Annotated in this window: 15 protein-coding genes and 1 pseudogene; 8 read left to right on the forward strand and 8 right to left on the reverse strand. The window is 53.0% G+C overall.

Annotated features, from left to right (window positions below):
• Positions 1 to 19: 19 nt before the first annotated feature.
• From GEOB_RS16440 to GEOB_RS16455, 4 genes are all read right to left on the reverse strand, one after another.
• A complete protein-coding gene (locus GEOB_RS16440; protein ID WP_012648381.1) occupies positions 20 to 403 on the reverse strand; it encodes a hypothetical protein in 384 nt (127 codons plus the stop codon).
• Between the two features lie 74 nt (positions 404 to 477).
• Positions 478 to 960 (reverse strand): hypothetical protein, encoded by a 483-nt coding sequence (locus GEOB_RS16445; RefSeq protein WP_012648382.1) that lies wholly within the window; start codon positions 958 to 960, stop codon positions 478 to 480.
• A 110-nt stretch (positions 961 to 1,070) separates the two neighbouring features.
• Entirely contained in the window at positions 1,071 to 1,553 is a 483-nt protein-coding gene (locus GEOB_RS16450) for a hypothetical protein (RefSeq protein ID WP_012648383.1), read from the reverse strand.
• A 7-nt stretch (positions 1,554 to 1,560) separates the two neighbouring features.
• Positions 1,561 to 6,690: a transglutaminase domain-containing protein gene (locus GEOB_RS16455; RefSeq protein WP_012648384.1), complete on the reverse strand. Its 5,130-nt coding sequence runs from the start codon at positions 6,688 to 6,690 to the stop codon at positions 1,561 to 1,563.
• Positions 6,691 to 7,109: 419 nt separating this feature from the next.
• Here GEOB_RS16455 and GEOB_RS16460 point away from each other — a divergent pair, with 419 nt between their 5' ends.
• Positions 7,110 to 7,397, forward strand: a complete 288-nt coding sequence (locus tag GEOB_RS16460) for a DUF1540 domain-containing protein (RefSeq protein WP_012648385.1) — start codon at positions 7,110 to 7,112, stop codon at positions 7,395 to 7,397.
• A gap of 48 nt (positions 7,398 to 7,445) precedes the next feature.
• Here GEOB_RS16460 and GEOB_RS16465 read toward each other — a convergent pair whose 3' ends face one another.
• Together GEOB_RS16465 and GEOB_RS16470 are read right to left on the reverse strand one after the other, a co-directional pair.
• Entirely contained in the window at positions 7,446 to 7,949 is a 504-nt protein-coding gene (locus GEOB_RS16465; RefSeq protein ID WP_012648386.1) for a nitroreductase family protein, read from the reverse strand.
• Positions 7,950 to 7,964: 15 nt separating this feature from the next.
• Positions 7,965 to 8,291: pseudogene (locus tag GEOB_RS16470) on the reverse strand (peptide chain release factor-like protein); the annotation flags it as partial.
• 107 nt (positions 8,292 to 8,398) lie between these two features.
• Between GEOB_RS16470 and GEOB_RS16475 the strand changes: the two are divergent.
• Entirely contained in the window at positions 8,399 to 8,968 is a 570-nt protein-coding gene (locus tag GEOB_RS16475) for an HD domain-containing protein (RefSeq protein ID WP_012648388.1), read from the forward strand.
• Between the two features lie 18 nt (positions 8,969 to 8,986).
• Positions 8,987 to 10,078, forward strand: a complete 1,092-nt coding sequence (locus GEOB_RS16480; protein WP_012648389.1) for an AAA family ATPase — start codon at positions 8,987 to 8,989, stop codon at positions 10,076 to 10,078.
• A gap of 351 nt (positions 10,079 to 10,429) precedes the next feature.
• Here the strand turns inward: GEOB_RS16480 and GEOB_RS16485 are convergent, their stop codons facing one another.
• Positions 10,430 to 13,051 (reverse strand): cation-translocating P-type ATPase, encoded by a 2,622-nt coding sequence (locus tag GEOB_RS16485; protein WP_012648390.1) that lies wholly within the window; start codon positions 13,049 to 13,051, stop codon positions 10,430 to 10,432.
• Positions 13,052 to 13,152: 101 nt separating this feature from the next.
• Between GEOB_RS16485 and GEOB_RS16490 the strand changes: the two genes are divergently transcribed.
• Entirely contained in the window at positions 13,153 to 14,379 is a 1,227-nt protein-coding gene (locus tag GEOB_RS16490) for an endonuclease Q family protein (protein ID WP_012648391.1), read from the forward strand.
• A 2-nt stretch (positions 14,380 to 14,381) separates the two neighbouring features.
• Here GEOB_RS16490 and GEOB_RS16495 read toward each other — a convergent pair whose 3' ends face one another.
• A complete protein-coding gene (locus GEOB_RS16495; RefSeq protein ID WP_012648392.1) occupies positions 14,382 to 15,092 on the reverse strand; it encodes a DsbC family protein in 711 nt (236 codons plus the stop codon).
• Positions 15,093 to 15,434: 342 nt separating this feature from the next.
• Between GEOB_RS16495 and GEOB_RS16500 the strand changes: the two genes are divergently transcribed.
• Genes GEOB_RS16500 through GEOB_RS16510 form a run of 4 tightly spaced genes read left to right on the forward strand, consistent with a single transcriptional unit; the run spans position 15,435 to position 19,089 of the window.
• The gene (locus GEOB_RS16500; protein ID WP_012648393.1) at positions 15,435 to 17,657 is read left to right on the forward strand and encodes a peptidase domain-containing ABC transporter; all 2,223 of its coding nucleotides are present in this window, start codon (positions 15,435 to 15,437) and stop codon (positions 17,655 to 17,657) included.
• A gap of 39 nt (positions 17,658 to 17,696) precedes the next feature.
• Complete coding sequence (locus GEOB_RS16505; RefSeq protein ID WP_012648394.1) at positions 17,697 to 18,278, forward strand: hypothetical protein; 582 nt, start codon at positions 17,697 to 17,699, stop codon at positions 18,276 to 18,278.
• Complete coding sequence (locus tag GEOB_RS20195) at positions 18,275 to 18,451, forward strand: hypothetical protein (RefSeq protein WP_012648395.1); 177 nt, start codon at positions 18,275 to 18,277, stop codon at positions 18,449 to 18,451. The genes GEOB_RS16505 and GEOB_RS20195 overlap by 4 nt, the downstream gene beginning before the upstream one ends.
• On the forward strand, positions 18,451 to 19,089 hold the full coding sequence (locus GEOB_RS16510; protein ID WP_012648396.1) for a hypothetical protein: 639 nt from the start codon (positions 18,451 to 18,453) through the stop codon (positions 19,087 to 19,089). The genes GEOB_RS20195 and GEOB_RS16510 overlap by 1 nt, the downstream gene beginning before the upstream one ends.
• Positions 19,090 to 19,182 lie beyond the last annotated feature (93 nt).

A 19,182-nucleotide genomic window follows, 5' to 3' on the forward strand; every position in this document is an offset into this window, starting at 1 on the left:
GTTCCCTCCACGACAGTGTCTATTTAACCGGCTGGGCCTCAACCGGGATGCTGAAGGTCCCTGTTGCCGTTAGCGGCCGGTGCTCACCGGATGTTTTGCGAATTTTTTCGATTCTCTGCACGCCGTTATCGAGGATCAGAAAAACTGTCTCCACCCCTTGGTCCGTTGTTTCCTCAACGACGATTTTTCCCTTGGTAATATCAGAGACTTTCGCCCCTTTTCCCAATTCGTCACCGATCTTTAGCAGGTGAAGTATGCCATCCGCAGACTTGACCGTAGCCAAACGGTCCTGGGCTGATATCTTCACGATCTTGATTGTTTTAAGCGATAGCGGAGCGGTTTCCTGCGCCAGCACAGGAAGGGGCAGTAGCACTAAAATCAGCAGCAAAATGCTTTTAATCATTAACTAAACTCCTTGGTATCCTGTTCTTTAGGATGACGTTTAAGCCAAAACCATCTTAACAAGCAGCTTGTGATTCAATTGTTGTCAACAGGTTTTCCGTTCATGGTCCAGACTGCTCCATAGCGTTTTTTCTGATAGTTTTCGTAGGAGTGGTTATAATCTCCCACGACCTTGTTCCCTTTGTACAAAAAATCGGCATGCATGTGAATCGGAGCGGTCCACTCCTTCCAATCGGTTGTGGAACGGACGTGCAAGGTAAGGCACTGCTTTGCGTTGGGAGGCAGATCCCCTTTCCAGTGCAGATCACCATCGAGTAACTTCAATTCCGGCGGCAGAGATACTTTGATATTCACGTTGGATAATGGCTCTACAAAGGAATTCAGACATAAGTCGAAACTATTTTCACTCCCTTTGTGAGCACCGAGACTGCCGGAATACCCCATATCGAACTTGATCATGATCTCATGGTCAGCCGGAGACCATCCTTCCTCATCGCAACCGGCCAAAGCTGAAACGCATATTAGAAGTACAATGATAAATTTCTTCGCAAAAACCATCACTCTCCTCAGTTCAAACAGAAAGACAGATCCAGGTTCTCATCCAGATCGGCCCTGCTCTGGAATACCTGGCCCGCAGCACCTATGACATGACGGCGTTTACATCTTGTTCAGTCGTTTCTGATCTGTTTTCCGTTCATTGTCCAGACTGCTTCATTGCGGTTTTTCTGAGTGTCATCGTAGGACACGTTATAATTCCCCACAACGTTGTTCCCCTTGTACAAAAACTCAGAATGCATATTAATCGGTGTGGACCAGTCCTTCCATTCGGTGGTGGAACGGACATGCAGGGTAAGACACTGCTTCGCGTAGGTAGGCATGTTGCCTTTCCAACGTAGATCCCCGTCGACTAACTTCAATTCTGGCGGCAATGAAACCTTAATGTTTACATTAGATAGCGGGTCGGCAAATGACATTAGGCATAAATCGAAACTGTATCCATTACCTTTGTGAGCGCCAACACCGCCGGAATACCCCATTTGGAATTTTGTCAACACTTCATGGTCAGCCGGAGACCATCCCTCCTCATCACAACCAGCCAGTAAGGTCAGGCCGACAATTAACACCATTATCCACTGCTTGATAAAAAACACCTTTTCCTCAGTTCAAACAAAAAGTTATATCCAGGTCCTCATTCAACTTGGCCCTGCTCTGGAATACCTGCCCCGCACTTCCCAGGACGGCGTTTGAGCCAAAGCCAACCTGGAGTACAGCGGCCCTTTTTCCGAACAGATCATTCTGAAACCATTTCCAATCGTAGACGTCGGTTACCGTTCCGACGACATGCACACCGTTGATACATAAATGTCCAGATTGATCTTCAAGATTGGCATTAATAGTGGTAAGTTCAACTGTTGCCGTCCCGTAGGCCAAGCCAAGATCGTTCAGAATAAACTTGCCGGCAATACGTTCCCTGAAGTCTAAGGAAACTGCGTTAGCAAAAGTCGGATAAAGCTGGCCCGGATTAGCGTTAAACCAGGCAACCATTTTCGCCTTCTCGTTACGCAAAGTCGAATCTATCAACCCTCTGACACTAGGAGCATTGGCAATCTTGGCCATCATCTCCGGGCCTCTTGCTATGTTTTTGTCATAGACTAATTCCGGAATGTCCGCCGAGCAGTCCGCCCTCAGGTAAGCCCCTGAATTAAGGTCAAGCTGTCCAGCCGCTAACGGGGCTGTACCTATCGGCCGTAATGGCTGGATCGGCGCATCAGCCCCCTCACCGATAAACTGCATCAGGAAGGAGGAACCCATCGGTTTTTCCAGTACGCCGGTGGCGCTAAGCAGGAAATAAAGACCCTGCATCTCCAAGGGCATGGTCATTACCAGAGCAGCACACGCCGCGTCAGGCCTGGCGATACACTTGAGCCATTGCCTGCTCAGTTCAAAGTCAGCTTTCGAGATCACCGTAACAGTAAAGGTGCGTACAATATTGTCACCGGAATCAAAGACGCCGTTGCCATTGATGTCGACACCGACAGATAGCTTATAATCCCGTGTCACGAGCGCGGAAATGTCGCTGAACGGATCGCCGGACGTGAAGCTTCCCGATTCGGGGAAGGCACTATTTGGAAACGCACTGAAACCCCAGACAAGTTCTGGAGCCGCACCAGGAGGATCGAGCTCCACGTGCATAGCCACTCGCGCTTTATTGGACGGATCGACGCCAATCACCAGGCTGTCCATCAATTTACCCGGCGCCTGGTTACAAGGGTTATTGGCATCGTAAGCTTTGACGGTGTTCACGCTGCTTAAAACAACTGGTTTCTTGTCGCCGCGAAGTTCTATGTCCCCCCATCCGTAATTCAACACCACTGTTGCATCATAGCTGCTGTTGGTGTCATACCAGAAGCCTTTAGATAAAGTCGCGAAGCCGTTCCCGCTCACTTCCGTGGGGATTGACGCTATGGTCTCACCATTTTTGGTAATCACCACGTAGGCCGACCCAGCCTTATAGTCGGCAGGTTCAATGGAATAGGCAGCCTTCACGTCGTTGTACGAATACCCCTTAATATCCAGGAAAGCCCGGGTTGGCGTTTTCGACACGATTTTGACACCGTATACCGGGATGTTTATGCCGGTGGTTGCTGTAAAATCGACGGTCTGAATGACATTGCACAATTGGCAAATGGAATAAGTCTTTCTCCCTGAGACGGTGGCCGTCGCCGAAACGGCTACATTGTTGAGCCCCGGAGCCAGGGTATATAGCCCCCGGTAAAGCCCTCCCCCCAGGTTGACTCCCGGTTGTCCGCCGAAAGTCACCGTTGCCGATTTGAAATTGGTGTCTATCCGATACTGCCTGTTGCCGACGATTTTCGTGCAGGTCCTCGGACCGCTGCAATTAAGGGTTTCCAGAATCTCCTTTTCCCCTTCGCGCAAATAGAAAACTCTCGCCTTCAGGGGGACGGCAGTACCTGCCTTACCGGCATATATGTTGTTTCCGGCGCTATCTACAGGTTTCGAATAGGTGACGTACAACATGTTGGCTGGCGGCTGATCTCCTCCACAATTGCCGTAAGGCTCAGTGGACTGGGTGAATGTCTCTGTCAAATTTCCGGAAGTAACAATGACACTGTATGTGGCATCAGGGACCCCACCCAAAATCATGTCGACCGACGCCCCTTGCTTGCTGCTGATATCCTGTAGAGTCATGGTTGGAGTTCCACATTGTCCCCATACCGGAAGATTGGCTGTACAGGTATCCCCCGTCTTAATCAGGTACCCTTGCCTGCTATCCTGGTTGGGGAGAGTGCAGGTCGAAAGGTTTGATCTGGCGGCCTGCAAGGCAAACTTCACCACACTGTTGGATATGGGGTTGTCGTACATATCTTCAACCATCACCGACAATGAGCCGGTGTGGGACAGGATCGGCCTGGTTATGTCGTCCCCCAAGGTCTTTTTCAGGTGGTGAGGGGTTTTGGGAAAGGCATAGGCGGTAAACGGCTTGGCAGTGGGAATTCCTGATGCCAGGGTGGCGTCGATTATGTTTTCGCCGATCTGCTGCGCGTAGGTATAGCCGTCCTCCCACCAGTAGGTCGGGTTCGCCCCGGTCTTCTCTCCCACAGTCGGGCTGACTGAGGCAATCCCGGCGCGGTTGGTATAGGTGGTGTAGGATCCTGAATTATAAGCCAGATGGCCCCCTCCTGCACGCACAGTGAAGGTTACGGGGGCATTTTGCACCGCTCTTCCCTGTTTATCGGTAACCCTTACCTGCAGCCACTTGGGCAGTCTCTCCCCGACCTTCACAAACTGCAAATCTCCTGTCATCTTCTGGATAAACAACGCTGCGTTTTGATCGGGATTGGGGGGCTCTGTAAAAGGGGTGGTCAGCATGCTCGCATAATAGGCGGGCCACCGGTCGATGCCCCACGCAGTCATCCCGCCGGCTATCATACCGCTTAACATGTAGCCGGCCTCGCCGGTCGCAGGATTCTCTTTGATGTATCCGGTACCTGTCCAATCCTGAAAGGAGGTAGCAGCTGCGGGTATTCTTACCAGATAATTTTGGGCCACGCTCTGGGTTATATCGGCTTTAATTGCGTCGTCATATGAAAGCGTCGGAAGTACCGTATCGATATTGGTGGAGTCAATGGTCAGCACCTGGCCCCCCAGTTCTTGGAAAAGCCGCGCCGTCGATATTGCCCCGACCTGAAAATCATCCTCGAACAGCCTGTGCTCCAGCACCGACCCCTGCAGTGCGGAAAAGAGCATGAAATCCTTCCGTTTTGCCGCAGCAGAGTCGCCGGCGCCTTTTGCCGCTCCAGGATAGATCCGCCGCAGGGCTGCATCCAGGTATACCCCCTTCCAGGCGAAGCCATGGGGGGTATCGAGGATGTATGAGACATCGATCACGCCACCCAAAATGGCCACCGACGGTATGGGGCGTGCCATCGAGAGGTGCAACAGTGAAGAGAGTTGCTCCTCAGCTTCATACCAGCGACGGGCGTAGTTTTCCGCCTCCTCAAGCAGAATTCGTTCAGCGTCCACATCCTCCGGTTTGACTTCCGGCAGAGTGATGGTTTTCTGTGCAACAACAGAGAGCACCGACAGGTTTCCTACGATGTGATTGCCGCTGACAGTCTCGGTTCCACGTGGGCCGACCAGGGAAACAGTCACGGTGTAATCGCTTCCCATGGGTAGTCCGTCGGTCGCCACCACCATCCGCTCCCCATCCAGCTTCAACACCGGACGCAACCTCACCAGATAACTCGGAGTGTTGTCGAGGCCGCCGTAGGAGCTTATTATCTGCTGGTCTTCGACGTTCTCCGGCTCATAGCTTAAAACCAGGCTGCGGTTGGAAACTTTGAAGGTATCGATAGTGGTTTCGAAAAGTTGCTTGCCATCCCGGTCCGCGGCGGTCACTTTCACCTTGTGGAGCAGCTCATCCGGAATGCTCGAAAGCTCCTGTGTCACTTTGATTTCTCGAAATTGCAAACTGGCTGGGAGGATTTTGAGCAGTTCCGGTGCGTGGGTCCGGACTCGCAGTAAATTGGCATAGACCAGTTCCGGATGATTGGTAGTCAAAAAGTCTTCGATTTTTGTTTGGAGAAATTCGACAGGGGTCTGCTGCGACGGCGCGGATAAATAAAGATCACGAGTATCGGCAAGGGAGATCTCGGGCATGAGATCCCTTGGCGCGTTCCACTGATAGTCGCCACCTTTGATACTCGTGTCCAGGGCGATCCAGGTCCGGCCGGCGCCATCCTTCATGGTGCCGCGGTAATTCAGATAGGGAACCTGAGTTTCTACCCAGACGTGCTCTATCTGAAAATTGTCTATTTTCGAGCCTGATATGAGCGGCCTGTATGGAATCCCCGCATGCCTGAAAAAATTCGCGATCTCCAATGGGTCGTCGATTCCGGTCAAATTCTTCACCCGCTCCATGCCGGGAAAAAACTCTATCACACCTTTGACGTACCGAGCCGGATAACCGGAAGCCCTCAGCAGGGAAACAAGTAGTGCCGCCTGATCACAGTCATTGCCACTTTTCTGGCGCATGGTCTCCTCTGCGCCCTTCATGCTACCCCAGTACCACTCGGTTTCCACGTTGTTCTTTACCCACTCATAGATGCCGACCGGGTTCCAGTCCAACGATTGTGCCAGAGCCGCAATTTCCCTGGAAATCGGCGCCTCAGGGGAACCCTTCAGATCAGCGGCACCGACCGCAGTAGCTGCACCATTCCGGTAGGCCGGCAGTAGCGAGGGGGCATCCGTCGGCTCCACCGCAGGATAATTGATAACTTTGTACGGAAGGGTCCCGAGAATCTGTGTCTTTTTCTTGGGAAGCGAGGTATCGAGAAGCAGTTCAAGCCTGGCCGCAGCTGAGTCGCTGATCGCCTCGCCTGCCGGTATTTGCTCAAATATGGAGATGATTTCCCCTAGCGCTGCGCGGTAGCGCTCGTTCATGGCGTTATGCCGCTCCACTGCAGTTGCAGATACCGATTTTGTCCGTTCCTCTGCCAGTCGGAACCGTTCCGACAGAATCAGGTCTACGGCCTTGATCTGCTGCAGCAGTTGTTTCAGTAACGCTGTCTCGGTAGCCGTATACCTGCCGGTTTCCCGCATCTTTTTGATGACGGCCCGGCTTTTTTCCGAGATTCCTTGCAGGTCCTCCTCGATATTGAAGTCCGCTGCGTAAATGAGCATTGGACTGAGAAGGCTGACCAGCAGAATGAGAAGCTGGAAAAAAGGCATGTTTACAGAGCCAAGGAAGCTGTTTATCGTTTTCATATTCCCTCGCTAGTTCAGATCAAACCCCTAACTTTGGATAATTAATATTTTGTATATAAAATTTTGTCAACAGATTAATAAAACATTTTTATATAAATCACTATCCATCATCGTCTGCCTGATCGGCTACGACTGGATCTATCTATAGCGGCCACGAAGAGAATTCCGGGAAAAGGTTGGTTTACAGCATTCAGTACAGGAGCTGTGATTGCAGGGATATAATAGGTCGCAGAATCGCCGCCGGGCTGGAATAAGATGAAGAATCCTGAGGGGGACATCCATGATTAAAATAAAGTAAGTCAAGGGAGTGGTAGTAATTCCCTGGCTCTATAAGCCTAATGAAGATGCAGGACCGGTTTGACATCGCCGGGAACTATGCCAGACTTTTTAGTGGGAAGGGGTGCACAAGGAGGAAAAATATGGCTCAGACAATGCCGAAGATTAAAGTCTGTGACGTTACCGACTGCGCCTACAACAATGAGAAAATCTGTCATGCCATGGCAATAACGGTGGGGGATTCTCACCCCACTTGCGATACCTTTACCAATTCATCACAGAAAGCGGGTGTGTCGGAAATTACCGGCGGCGTAGGCGCCTGCAAGGTGGACAGCTGCAAGTTCAATCAATCGCTGGAATGTTCCGCCCCCGATATTCAGGTTACTATCCATAAGGACCATGCATGCTGCAAAACGTTCACGGAAAGGTAGTTGTGAGCATTTGACAAAAACCACTCCCCCTTCCCGCCTTACCTTATATCAGAACTCCGCGAGGACCAGCTCTTCCGCGTCCTTGCGGATGGAACGCTGACCAGTGTCTGCAGGATAACCGATGGCTAATACCGCCATCAGCTCCATTTCCGAAGAAACCTGGAGCAGGCGCCCCACCTCGGCGGCACTTTTGAGGATTTCCCCCAGCCAGACCGCCCCCAGCCCGAGCCCGTGGGCGGCAAGAAGCATGTTCTGCAGGCAGGCGCCCATGGCCTGGTGGTCCTTGACATCGTTATACATGACCGTGCGATCGCAAAAAACGGCAATGGCCACCGGTGCACCGCCGATAATGTGCCGGTAACGGGTCAGGGCTGCCAGCTGCTGCCTTATTTCCGCACTCCTGACGATAACAAACCGCCACGGCTGGTTGTTGAGCCCTGAGGGCGCCCAGGAGCCGGCTTTGACTATTTCCAGCACTTGATCCCTGGTTGGTTCTTCATGGGTGTAGCTGCGCACGCTGCGGCGCGAATAGATCCCTTCCATCAAATCCATCAGGACACTTCCTCCTTAATCATCGCGAACAACACGTTCCTTTTTTCTCCGTGACACAATTTTTTTCTCGGAGAGCCGTCGCTCTTTGGCCTTTTTAGGCGTTTTGGTGGCGATTCTTTTTTTTGTTTTTCGCTCCCGCTTGATAAGCGCCTGCTGCAGACGAGACATGGCCAGCTCACGATTTTGCCACTGGGAGCGATTCTCGGCTGCCTGCACCACGATGCCCGTGGGCAGGTGGCGGATACGCACGGCGGAATCAGTGGTATTGCGGTGCTGCCCCCCAGGTCCCGAAGCCCGGTAAAACTCCACTTTTATATCAGTTTCCTTTATCTCCATTGTCACCCGACAACTCCGTTTTAAATCAATAATTATTATTGCGCCTGCTTGTATACAATTGACAGGCAGGCACGCCTCAATATAATAGCTTCAAAATGTTGCGGGGTAAACATATGGATGCGGCAGCACTGCTAAAAAAATATTTTTCCAATGAAGCGGCTCTGGAGATTGTGCTGAAACACAGCCGACTGGTCGCCGATAAGGCCCTGGAGGTTGCCGGAGGACTTGGCATACCGATTGACCTGAAATTTATTGAAGAAGCGGCACTGCTGCATGATATAGGCGTGTCGCGGGTCCACGCGCCGAAGATGTTCTGTTTCGGCAGCCAGCCCTATATATGTCATGGCATCACCGGCAGAGAGATCCTTGAAACAGAGGGCTTGCCCCGCCATGCCATGGTATGCGAGCGACATATCGGGGTCGGACTCACCGCGGAGGACATCCGGCGCCAGAAACTGCCCCTGCCGGCCAGGGACATGGTGCCCCTCTCCCTGGAAGAGGAGATCATCTGCTTTGCCGACCTCTTCTATTCCAAGATTCCCGATTCGGTGACGGTGATGAAATCCAGGGAAGAAGTTCGCGCTTCACTGGAGAAATTCGGTGAAGGAAAAATCACCATCTTCGACCGCTGGTATGCAAGGCTGTGCCCGCAGCCTGAATGTGCATCCGGTTGTCCTGCCTGAGTAAAAAGGAGAAACGTTATGGCTAAAAGGATTTTCATCGGCGCCACCGGTCAGAACTGCGGCAAGACCACCATGAGCGTTTCTCTCATGCACCTGGCGCGCAAGAAGTACAAAAAGGTCGGCTTCATCAAGCCTATCGGCCCAAAGATCGAGCTTTACGAAGATTTCATCGTCGATATGGATGCGGTGCTAATGGCCAGAGCCTTCGGCCTTGAGGAGGATATCGCCCTCATGTCCCCGGTGGCATTGCATAAGGATTTTACCAAGGACTATCTCAGCGGCAGGCTGAACGACCTGTCCCTGGAGGACTGCATAATAGATGCGGTGGAAGAGCTTGATTCAAAATACGACTTTCTCATCATCGAAGGGGCCGGACACGGCGGCGTCGGTTCGGTCATCGGCCTGAGCAATGCCCGGGTGGCAAATATGGTAGAGGCGCCGGTAGTCATCGTCACCGAAAGCGGTATCGGCAAGGTGGTGGATGCCGTACACCTGAACCTGGCCCTTTACGAGCGGGAAAAGGCCGATGTGCGGGCAATTCTGGTCAACAAGCTGTTGAGCAAGAAAAGGGAGCATGTCCTCGGCTACCTGCAGAAGGCCCTTGCACCCAACCACATTCAGGTAATCGGCGGCTTCAACTTTTCTCCGGTCCTGGCCAACCCCACTTTGGGGCATATCGGCAAGCTGCTCAACCTCCCCCTCAACGGGAATCCAGATGAAAAAACCCGCATCATCAATCATATCCAGCTGGGTGCCGCCTCTTCACAGCGGGTTATCGACGGTCTGCTGGACTCGACCCTGATGATCCTGACCAGTTCCAGGGACGAATTGATCGTCACCCTTGCCTCCCTCTATCACATCCCCGCCTACAAGTCCAAGATCGCCGGTCTGGTCATAGCGGGCCATGTGCCCGTATCCAAGATCAGCCAACAGATCCTGGACGACAGCAACATCCCCTATATCCGCGTCGATAAAACCACCGCCAAGGTCTTCACCACCCTGTCGGCAGATGTTGCCAAAATCACCGCCGAAGACGAAGAGAAGCTCAACTGGATCAAGACCAATGCCGAGCAGGATGTTGATTTTGATGCCATCGACGCCCTGCTGTAAGCCCTCCGCCGTAAGCCTGCCGTGGCTTCGGGAGTGAGTGACAGAGCCACAGCGGCGAGCGGACACCCGCCAATGCATAAACGAAGTATCCTCCGCGGCAAATGGAAACTCTGGCATGAGGTCAAGAGACGGTGCAAGGTCCGCAGCTGGGGCGACCAAGCGATCGGACGAAGTCGCGGCAGGCCCCCTCCACGGCTGCCGTGGCTTCGGGAGTGAGTGACAGAGCCATAGCGGCGAGCGGACACCCGCCGATAGCAAATGAAGTCCACTGTGCGGCAATCTTGGTTCAGGCAACGACACCAAAAGGCAGTGCAAGGTCCGCAGCTATGGCGACCGAACGAACGGACGAAGTCACGGCAGGCGTTTTCTCCTCAGCACAGCCTTTTCCAGCTCCGACACCAACAAAACCGCCACAGACAAGGCCAGCACCATCCCCATTTCCCTCAGGTCCAGGGGCTCTGTGGCAAAAACGGGGTTCGTGGCAGGAATCCAGACGACACAGGCATGCAGAATGACAACGAGGAGTATGGCGCCGATCAGCTGACTGTTGCTGAAAATGCCCAGTTGCAGAAGCGACAACTGCCGGGACCGTGCAGAAAGGGCCATGGCCATTCTGCTGAGGATGAGAAAGGTGAAGACCATGGTCTGCCAGGAATGCCCAGCCTTCATGGCATAAACCTGCAGACCCAGGGCGAGACCGCCGATAAAAATGCCATAACGGGCCATGAACCACCCTCGACCTTCGGCAAAGACCCCTGAGGCTGGATCGATGGGGGGCCGATCCATGGCATCCTTTTCTACCGGCTCCACGGCCAGAGCCAGACCGGGAAAACTGTCGCAAAGCAGATTAAGCCATAAAATCTGAATGGGAAAGAGCGGCAAAGGCAACCCCAAAAATGGGGCAAAGGCAATCAGCACCAGGGTGCCGCAATTGGATGAGATGGAATAGATTATGAACTTGAGAATGTTGGCATAGATGCGCCTTCCTTCCCTGACCGCTCTTACGATAGTGGCAAAGTTGTCGTCCAGGAGGATCATGGCTGCTGCCTCCTTGGCAACGTCGGTACCGGTAATCCCCATGGCGACGCCGATATCGGCCCTTTTCAGGGCAGGGGCATCGTTGACCCCGTCCCCGGTCATGGCTACATATTTCCCACGATCTTTTAGCGCCTGGACGATTTTCAGCTTCTGTTCCGGTGCCACCCGGGCATAAACACGGATGTCCTCCACCCGTTTCTCCAGTTCATGGAGCGGCAGCGCCTCAAGCTGGGGGCCGGTCATCACCTCCCCTTCCCCATCGAGGATCGACAACCTTCTGGCGATGGCCGCCGCCGTCGCCGGATGATCGCCGGTTATCATTACCGGAATTATCCCGGCCGTCTTGCATTGGGCTACTGCATCGAAAGCCTCCTCCCGGGGCGGGTCCTCCATTCCCACCAGTGCGAGAAAGGTCATATCCTTTTCTATCGCCTCTGACGAAATATCCTCAGGCAGGGATGCCCATCGCCGCATGGCCACGGCCAGTACCCGCTGACCGGAAGCTGCCATAGCCTCATTTGCCGGGTGAACAGCACCAAAGTCAAGGGAGACAATGGTCGAACCGGAAAGCATGGACGAACTCCTGGCGAGAATTGCCTCCAATCCCCCCTTGGTGTACGACACGACCCCTTCCGAGCCTTCATGGATGGTGGTCATGCACTTCCGATCGGCATCGAAGGGGAGTTCAGCCAGACGCGGAAACTGGGCCGCCAGTTTTACCGGATCGAAGCCATTTTCAGCAGCCATGACATAGAGAGCAGTCTCCGTTGGATCACCACTCAGCCCGTTGTCGCCGTTAGTCCTGGCATCGTTGCACAAGGCCGCTGCAGCCATAAGGTGGAAGAGGGAGGAATTGCCGGCAACCCCGGCATCCCGTGCAGACGTGGCCGCCGGAATAGTCCGTCCATCCGCAAAAAGCCGGGTTACAGTCATTCGATTGCGGGTCAGGGTGCCTGTTTTATCGGTGCAGATATGGGTAACGGCACCAAGGGTCTCCACTGCCGACAGCCGCCGGATAAGCGCTTTCTGCCTGACCATCTTTTTGGCGCCCAATGCCAGCGAGATGGTCACCACTGCCGGTAACGCTTCGGGGATGACCGCCACCGCCAGGGAAATGGCGGTCATGAACATGAGCAAGGGGGATTCCCCCCGCAAATAGCCCATGGCGAAAATGACGCCGCAGATGAAGAGCACCAAAAGGGCCAGACGGCGACCGAAAGCCGCCAGCTTCCTTTGCAGCGGCGTCCTGGTATCCCCTTCCGCCTGGATCATCGACGCTATTTTGCCAAGTTCCGTCTCCATGGCGGTGGCAACAGCCAGTCCAACGCCCCTGCCCGCTGAGACGATGGTCCCCCTATAGGCCATATTGACTCTTTCGCCCAAGGGTAGGGAGGCTTCATCAAGGGTGCTTGATTTTTTTTCGGCGGGAAAGGACTCTCCCGTAAGCGAAGCTTCATCCAGTTTAAGCTGGGCGGCCTCAGTAATCCGCAGATCGGCAGGGACAACGTCACCGGCTCTCAGAAGCACCACATCCCCCGGCACGATCTCTTCCACCGCCATCGTCTGCGGCTCTCCCCCCCGGATGACTTCAGCGGTAAAGCCCGCCATCTTCTTCAGGGCGGCAATGGCCCGTTCAGCACGGTATTCCTGCATAAAACCTATGATTGCATTGAGCAGGACAATGGCAATGATCGGCGCCATATCCCCGGCATCGCCGATTATCCCGGCGATGACAGCCGCAGCTATAAGCACCAGGATCATGAAGTCGCCGAACTGGGCAACGAACATGACAAAGGGAGACCTGGCCCGTTTTTCCCTGAGCTGGTTCCGCCCGTATTGTTCCAGTCGCTTACGAGCCTCCTCAAGGCTGATGCCGCTCTTGGAGGAGCCAAACTTGGCGAATGCTTCTTCAATTGAGAGTAAATGCCAGTCCATATGAAGGTCTTTCTTAGTTGCAGGGCAACTGGAGGAAATCTGGTATAAGTATAAAGGTCGGTCCGGTTATGGCAATTATTGAATTGAAAAGGTGACAAAGCGTGCGTTTCTTTGCCGATCTCCATATCCACTCCCCCCATTCCATCGCCTGCAGCCGAGATCTGAACCCGGAAAACCTCTGTCGGTGGGGTCAGCTGAAGGGGATTTTCGTGATTGGCAGCGGCGATTTCACCCATCCCCTTTGGTTGAAAGAACTGCAGGAAAAACTGGAAGAGGACGAAGGCCGACTGTTTGCCTTGAGAAAGGAGCTGATCCCGGTCAAGGTCCCCTCTTCCTGCCGCGCCCAGGTCAGGTTCCTCCTCTCCGGAGAGATAAGCTGCATCTACCAAAAAGCCGGTAAAACGAGAAAAGTCCATGCCCTCGTCTTTGTCCCCGATTTCACCTCGGCAGTAAAACTGACGGAGCGGCTGGCAAAAATAGGTTCCATCACCTCAGATGGCCGCCCCATCCTCAAGCTTGACGCAAAGAAGCTGCTGGAAATGGTGCTGGAAGTTTCACCGGAGGCGATGTTGGTGCCGGCCCATGTCTGGACGCCACATTTTTCAGTGCTTGGCGCTGCTTCCGCCTTCAGTTCCGTTGAAGAGTGCTTCGAAGAGCTTACTCCATATATCTACGCCGTGGAGACGGGGCTCTCTTCCGATCCGGCCATGAACTGGCGCCTCTCGTCCCTGGACGGGATGCGCCTCATCTCCAATTCCGACGCCCATTCGCCCGCCAAACTGGGAAGGGAAGCGACCATCTTTGATACCGACCTGAGCTACGGCAGCATCATGGCAGCGATTAAAACAGGTAAAGGACTTTGCGGAACGGTGGAATACCTGCCGGAGAAAGGCAAATACCACAGCGACGGACACCGCAGCTGCGGCATACGCCTGACGCCCCGGGAAACCATTGCCCACGGCTTTCGCTGCCCCGCCTGCGGCAAAAAGATTACCGTGGGGGTTTTGCACCGGGTGGAAGAGCTGGCAGACCGGCCGCAAGGGTTCAAGCCGCCGGGGACGCCGCCTTTTCATTCGGTAATTCCGCTGCAGGAATTAATCGCCGAAACGCTGAAAATCGGCGCCGGCAGCAAACGGGTTGAACGGATTTATTTTACCATGCTGGAAAAGCTGGGGAACGAACTGGCCATATTGCTGGAGAAAAGATATGAAGAGATCGCCGGCGCCTCATCCGTGGAGATCGCCGACGCCATCGTGGGAGTGCGGGAAGGAACAATCCGTATCGAGCCGGGGTATGACGGCAAGTTCGGCTCGATACGGATTGAGTAAGATTATTTCTTCAGTAATTGATCGATCTTGTTTGTATCGGCGCCAACCACCTGCTGGCCATTGACAAAGAAGGTCGGCGTCCCCTGGACCCCCATTTTTTTGGCCAGTTCGATGTGTTCCTGGGCCAGCGCCTTGACCTTGTCGCTCACCGCCGGGGCATTGGCAGGAATCTCCTGGCCCAGCATCATCTCGTCATAGGCTTTCACCTTGTTTTCGGCATTGAGGATGTACTGGATCTTGGCGATGGCTGCAGGATGGGCCAGTGGAGTAAAGAACACGTAGCGGGTGACATTCGTCTTCTTCATGAGGTACTCTGAAGCTTTCCGACAGTATGGACAGTCAGGATCGGTAAACTCGACGATAACATTCTTTCCCTCGCCGATTTTCACTGCCTTGTCCAACGGCAGGCTCTGCACCAGCTTGGCTGCCATTTGCCCTTTTTTCTCCGCCGTCAGGCTTTTGCCTTCCTTGGTGAATATCTCCCCGAGTATTACGTAATCCTTCTCCGGCAGGTAATAGAGCACATTCTGGCCGGTAACCACCTGATACAGACCATTGATGTCCGTTGATTCAAAGCTGTCCACCTTTACCTGAGGATAGGCCTGTTTGAAGGCGACCTCGGGCTTTACGGCTGCGGTAGCGGCAAAAGCGGCCGGCGAGCAGACCAAAGCCAGTAAAAATCCTGCGCAAAGCTTTCTGCTGATGATTGTCATCTCTTTTCTCCCCTGTAATCACTGGATTATTCAATTCTAACTCCTAACGCTTTTGAAACTTACCCCAGCACAACAAGGTTGTCAATAGACTGAGGGTCTGTTGCCCAAAGGCTGATTAGGGCAAGCATAGGAGTTCAACTTTCAACTAAATTATTTTTTAGTAATATTCAAAAATTTGACTTGGATTATTCTTGTTAACCATTGGATTTTACTATGGCACTGTAAAAATTTTTTACAGTGTAAAAATTTTTTACACTTATTTTAATATTGATTTTTTTAAGATTCTTAGATAGTTGATTTCTTGAATATAATCACCAATTTAATAAAACGAGCCAACTTAGCATGAGAGTCGCCCCATTCAGAAAAATCCGACACAGGCACGTACCACCTGGCAATCTTACCGGGCCCGACCTGCTGTGGCTGCTTGGCAGTCTCTGCCAACTGCACCGGATCCCATTCGATCCCCTGCTGGTCGAACGCCAGTTTCCTCCCCCCTGCTCATTCACCTCCATCCATAATGCCCTCCATGCCTTCGGTTTTAAAACCGGTGACCGCTCCCTTCCCGCAAGCGGATCTGAACTTAACAAACTGCCACTGCCGGTGGCGGGTTTTCTGCCGCTGCCGGTTACTGACACCCAGCCTCGACAATCGGAAACCTCCGGAAGCACCAGCGAACCTAACCTCACCCCGATACTGATCGTTAAAGTTAATGAAGACAGCATTCTGTTCTTCCGGCCACGCGCCCAGACACCGGAGACTCTTTCACTGACAGAGGCCCAGGCGCAGTTGTCCCCTCAGCTGCTGCTGGTCTCCAGTGGCGAACAGACAACGGGCAGCGTCGGTACGGACGGACTGGACGGCCAGCAGGTTACCCGCCGGTTCGGCTTTCGCTGGTTCATCCCCGAACTGCTCAAGCACAAGCTGATCTGGCGCGACGTGCTCATCGCCTCCCTGATCATCCAGTTGATCGGTCTGGCCACGCCGCTTTTCACCCAGGTGGTTATTGACAAGGTAGTTGTGCACCAAACCCAGAGCACGCTGGTAGTCATCGGTGTCGGTATGCTGATGTTCATTGTCTTCAGCTCCGTCATGACTTGGTTGCGCCAATACCTGGTGTTGCATACAGGCAACCGGATCGATGCGGTGCTGGGTACCCAGGTTTTCAGCCACCTGCTCCGGCTGCCCCTCACCTACTTCGAGCACCGGCCAACGGGCGTACTGGTAGCCCGCATGCAAGGGGTTGAGAGCATCCGCCAGTTCGTCAGCGGCGCGGCTGCCTCTCTGGTGCTCGATTTCCCCTTTCTGCTGATCTTTCTGGGGGTCATGTTCTGGTACAGTTGGCAGCTCTCCCTGATCGCCCTGGGTATGCTCTCCCTGATCGCCTTGATCAGCTTGCTGGTCACGCCGGTCTTTCGTGACAAACTCAATAAGCAGTTCATGCTCGGGGCACGAAACCAGGCCTTCGTCACCGAATACGTCTCAGGCATGTCCACCGTCAAGTCACTGCAGATGGAACCGGTGCTGGAAAAACGCTACGGCGATTACCTTGCCTCCTATCTGGCAGCCGGTTTTTCCACCCGTCAACTCTCCAACACCTACAATACCATTGCCAATGCCATGGAGCAGTTGATGACCCTCGCCATTCTGGTGGTCGGCGCCCTGCTGGTCATGCGCAACGACGGCTTCACCATCGGCAGACTGGTGGCCTTCCAGATGTTCGCCAATCGGATGAGCCAGCCGATGCTGCGGCTGGTAGGGTTATGGCAGGAGTTCCAGCAAGCCGACATCGCAGTCAAGCGGCTGGGCGACATCATGGATATGCCGCTGGAGCCCTATTCCCTGGTTCCTACCCGCAGTTCCTCCTCCCAGGGAGGCGTGATGGAGCTGAAAGATCTGAGTTTCCGCTATTCCGAGCAGCACCCCTTTCTCTACCGCAATCTGAATCTCACCTTCAGGGCAGGCCACTTGAGCCTCCTCATGGGACCGTCCGGTTGCGGCAAGAGCACGCTGGCCAAACTGCTGCAGGGCTTCTATTTCCCCAGCGACGGCCAGATCAGGATCGACGGTCGGGATATCCGCCACATGGCCGCCAACGAACTCCGCTCCATCTTCGGTGTCGTCCCCCAGGAAACGGTCCTCTTCTCCGGCACCATCTACGAGAACCTGAACCACGCCAATCCCCACGCCACCTTCCAGGATATCGTCACCGCCTGCCGGCAGGCCGAGATCCATGATGTGATCGAAGGACTGCCCCAGGGCTACCAAACCGAGATCGGCGAACAAGGGGTCGGCCTCTCCGGCGGTCAGCGGCAACGGATCGCCATCGCCCGGGCACTGCTTAAGCGCCCCCGCATCCTCATTTTTGATGAAGCCACCTCCAATCTGGACCAGCAGACCGCCGAACACTTCGCCGCTACGGTTAACCAGCTTAAGGGCAAAGTTTCCATGATCTTCATCACCCATCAACTGCCCAAGGGATTGCAGGTGGATGAAGTGTTCAGGTTCGGGCAGCAGGCCCAGCCGCAGATGATGGGGGTGGTTGGGGAGGAGAAGCGGGATGAGTAATGGTGAAGACTGGCGATACAGAGGGTTAAGGGAGGAACCATGATAGGCTTAATGTTCCTGGCAGCATTTGGCATCTACCTAGCTTTTTCAATTTGGGTCATCAAAACAACCATAGCCTGGGCAAAAAGAACAGGCAGGGGAGTGAGACGATGGGGCTTAATTGCGTCACTTGTCATGTATCTGCTGGTTTTCTGGGACCATCTTCCTACCCTGCTGCTGTACAAGTACTACTGCGCGACCAAAGCGGGCCTATGGGTTTACAAAACACCCGAGCAGTGGATGAAGGAAAATCCTGGCGTAGCAGAGACATTAACCTGGAAGGAAAACTCACCACAAGTAACTAATGGTACTGGAGATTTAATTTTGCAAGTCAATGAACGATTTGTATGGAGGGAAGCTGTTTCAAAGAGCCACATCCTCCCCGTTCGAATCAGCACTGAAACTATTGTTGATACAAAAAAGGATGAAGTTATGGTCAAACGTGTGAGTATCGGCGCTGGCTACAGGGGCAGTCTGGAGATGCTAAAATTCTGGACATCTATGGGACCCTGCATGCCTAAAATCAAAGAGTATGGATACTATCAAGACAGATTTCATAGAATGGGGAGGGGAATTAAATGAGTGATCTTTCGAAGGTCGATGACACAGCAGCCTGGGGAAACGTAAGCTCTGTATATTTTTGGAATTCGGTTATTTTAAAGCTAACAGAAGTATCCACATTTACTATAAATGACGCCCTTGCCTGTGCTCATAACTTTATGAACAATAAAGGTGGCAAAAGGCTGGTGCCGTAATGGCCAGTTTGCTTGTCCTTGCCGTTATAGGTGGATACATTATTCTCTCGGCTTTAGCTGTTTGTTTTGTTGTGCGTGCAGTTACTAAGGGCCGTAAAATAAAACTGGTAGCTGGAATTGTGGCAACCATAGTAGTAACTCTGCCGGTGACAACAGTGCTATTGGAATACGTCCAAACAAAGCATCGCCTAGAGCGCTATTGCAGAGAAGAGGCAAAAGTAATCATATTTAAGAGCCTTGAAGAGTGGAAGAGAGAAAATCCAGGCGTGGCAAAGAATTTAAAGCCCTATGACGATAAAAATGCGCCGGATATTATAAGCAAAGGGGATGGGCTCCACAATAGTTCAACGACTAAATTCCTCAACCCAAGGTTTGCACACATAACTAAAAAAGAGGGGCCACTACAATTAAATGTGTTCAGACACTCAGAAGAATTGGTCGATACCAAGACAGGTCAAGTCATCGCCATCCTAACTGATTTCAGTTCTGGTTACGGCAACCCCTTTCTCGGAGCTAGGTATGGATGGCGCAGCTACAAAGTCTGGTTGGCCACGGATAACTGTCCTAGTTTTGATAAGAATGTAACTGTGTTTTCAAATTATTTCGAATCGATTAAGAACATAGGGGGGATAAAATAATGTTACAAAATAAAAATTTGTATCAACTGACCCAACTAGCTGAAGCTTCTTATGCTAACTTTTGGAACTCTGCTGTTAATCGACCATTTACGA

Origin of the sequence: Geotalea daltonii FRC-32 (assembly GCF_000022265.1) — a bacterium.
GTDB classification, from domain to species: Bacteria; Desulfobacterota; Desulfuromonadia; order Geobacterales; family Geobacteraceae; genus Geotalea; species Geotalea daltonii.

What these genes read in the sequence shown, in the direction of transcription:
- GEOB_RS16440 (WP_012648381.1), bottom strand. Translation starts at nt 403, where the DNA reads ATGATTAAAAGCATTTTGCTGCTGATTTTAGTGCTACTGCCCCTTCCT.
- GEOB_RS16445 (WP_012648382.1), bottom strand. Translation starts at nt 960, where the DNA reads ATGGTTTTTGCGAAGAAATTTATCATTGTACTTCTAATATGCGTTTCA.
- GEOB_RS16455 (WP_012648384.1), bottom strand. Translation starts at nt 6,690, where the DNA reads ATGAAAACGATAAACAGCTTCCTTGGCTCTGTAAACATGCCTTTTTTC.
- GEOB_RS16460 (WP_012648385.1), top strand. Translation starts at nt 7,110, where the DNA reads ATGGCTCAGACAATGCCGAAGATTAAAGTCTGTGACGTTACCGACTGC.
- GEOB_RS16465 (WP_012648386.1), bottom strand. Translation starts at nt 7,949, where the DNA reads ATGGATTTGATGGAAGGGATCTATTCGCGCCGCAGCGTGCGCAGCTAC.
- GEOB_RS16475 (WP_012648388.1), top strand. Translation starts at nt 8,399, where the DNA reads ATGGATGCGGCAGCACTGCTAAAAAAATATTTTTCCAATGAAGCGGCT.
- GEOB_RS16480 (WP_012648389.1), top strand. Translation starts at nt 8,987, where the DNA reads ATGGCTAAAAGGATTTTCATCGGCGCCACCGGTCAGAACTGCGGCAAG.
- GEOB_RS16485 (WP_012648390.1), bottom strand. Translation starts at nt 13,051, where the DNA reads ATGGACTGGCATTTACTCTCAATTGAAGAAGCATTCGCCAAGTTTGGC.
- GEOB_RS16495 (WP_012648392.1), bottom strand. Translation starts at nt 15,092, where the DNA reads ATGACAATCATCAGCAGAAAGCTTTGCGCAGGATTTTTACTGGCTTTG.
- GEOB_RS16500 (WP_012648393.1), top strand. Translation starts at nt 15,435, where the DNA reads ATGAGAGTCGCCCCATTCAGAAAAATCCGACACAGGCACGTACCACCT.
- GEOB_RS16505 (WP_012648394.1), top strand. Translation starts at nt 17,697, where the DNA reads ATGATAGGCTTAATGTTCCTGGCAGCATTTGGCATCTACCTAGCTTTT.
- GEOB_RS20195 (WP_012648395.1), top strand. Translation starts at nt 18,275, where the DNA reads ATGAGTGATCTTTCGAAGGTCGATGACACAGCAGCCTGGGGAAACGTA.
- GEOB_RS16510 (WP_012648396.1), top strand. Translation starts at nt 18,451, where the DNA reads ATGGCCAGTTTGCTTGTCCTTGCCGTTATAGGTGGATACATTATTCTC.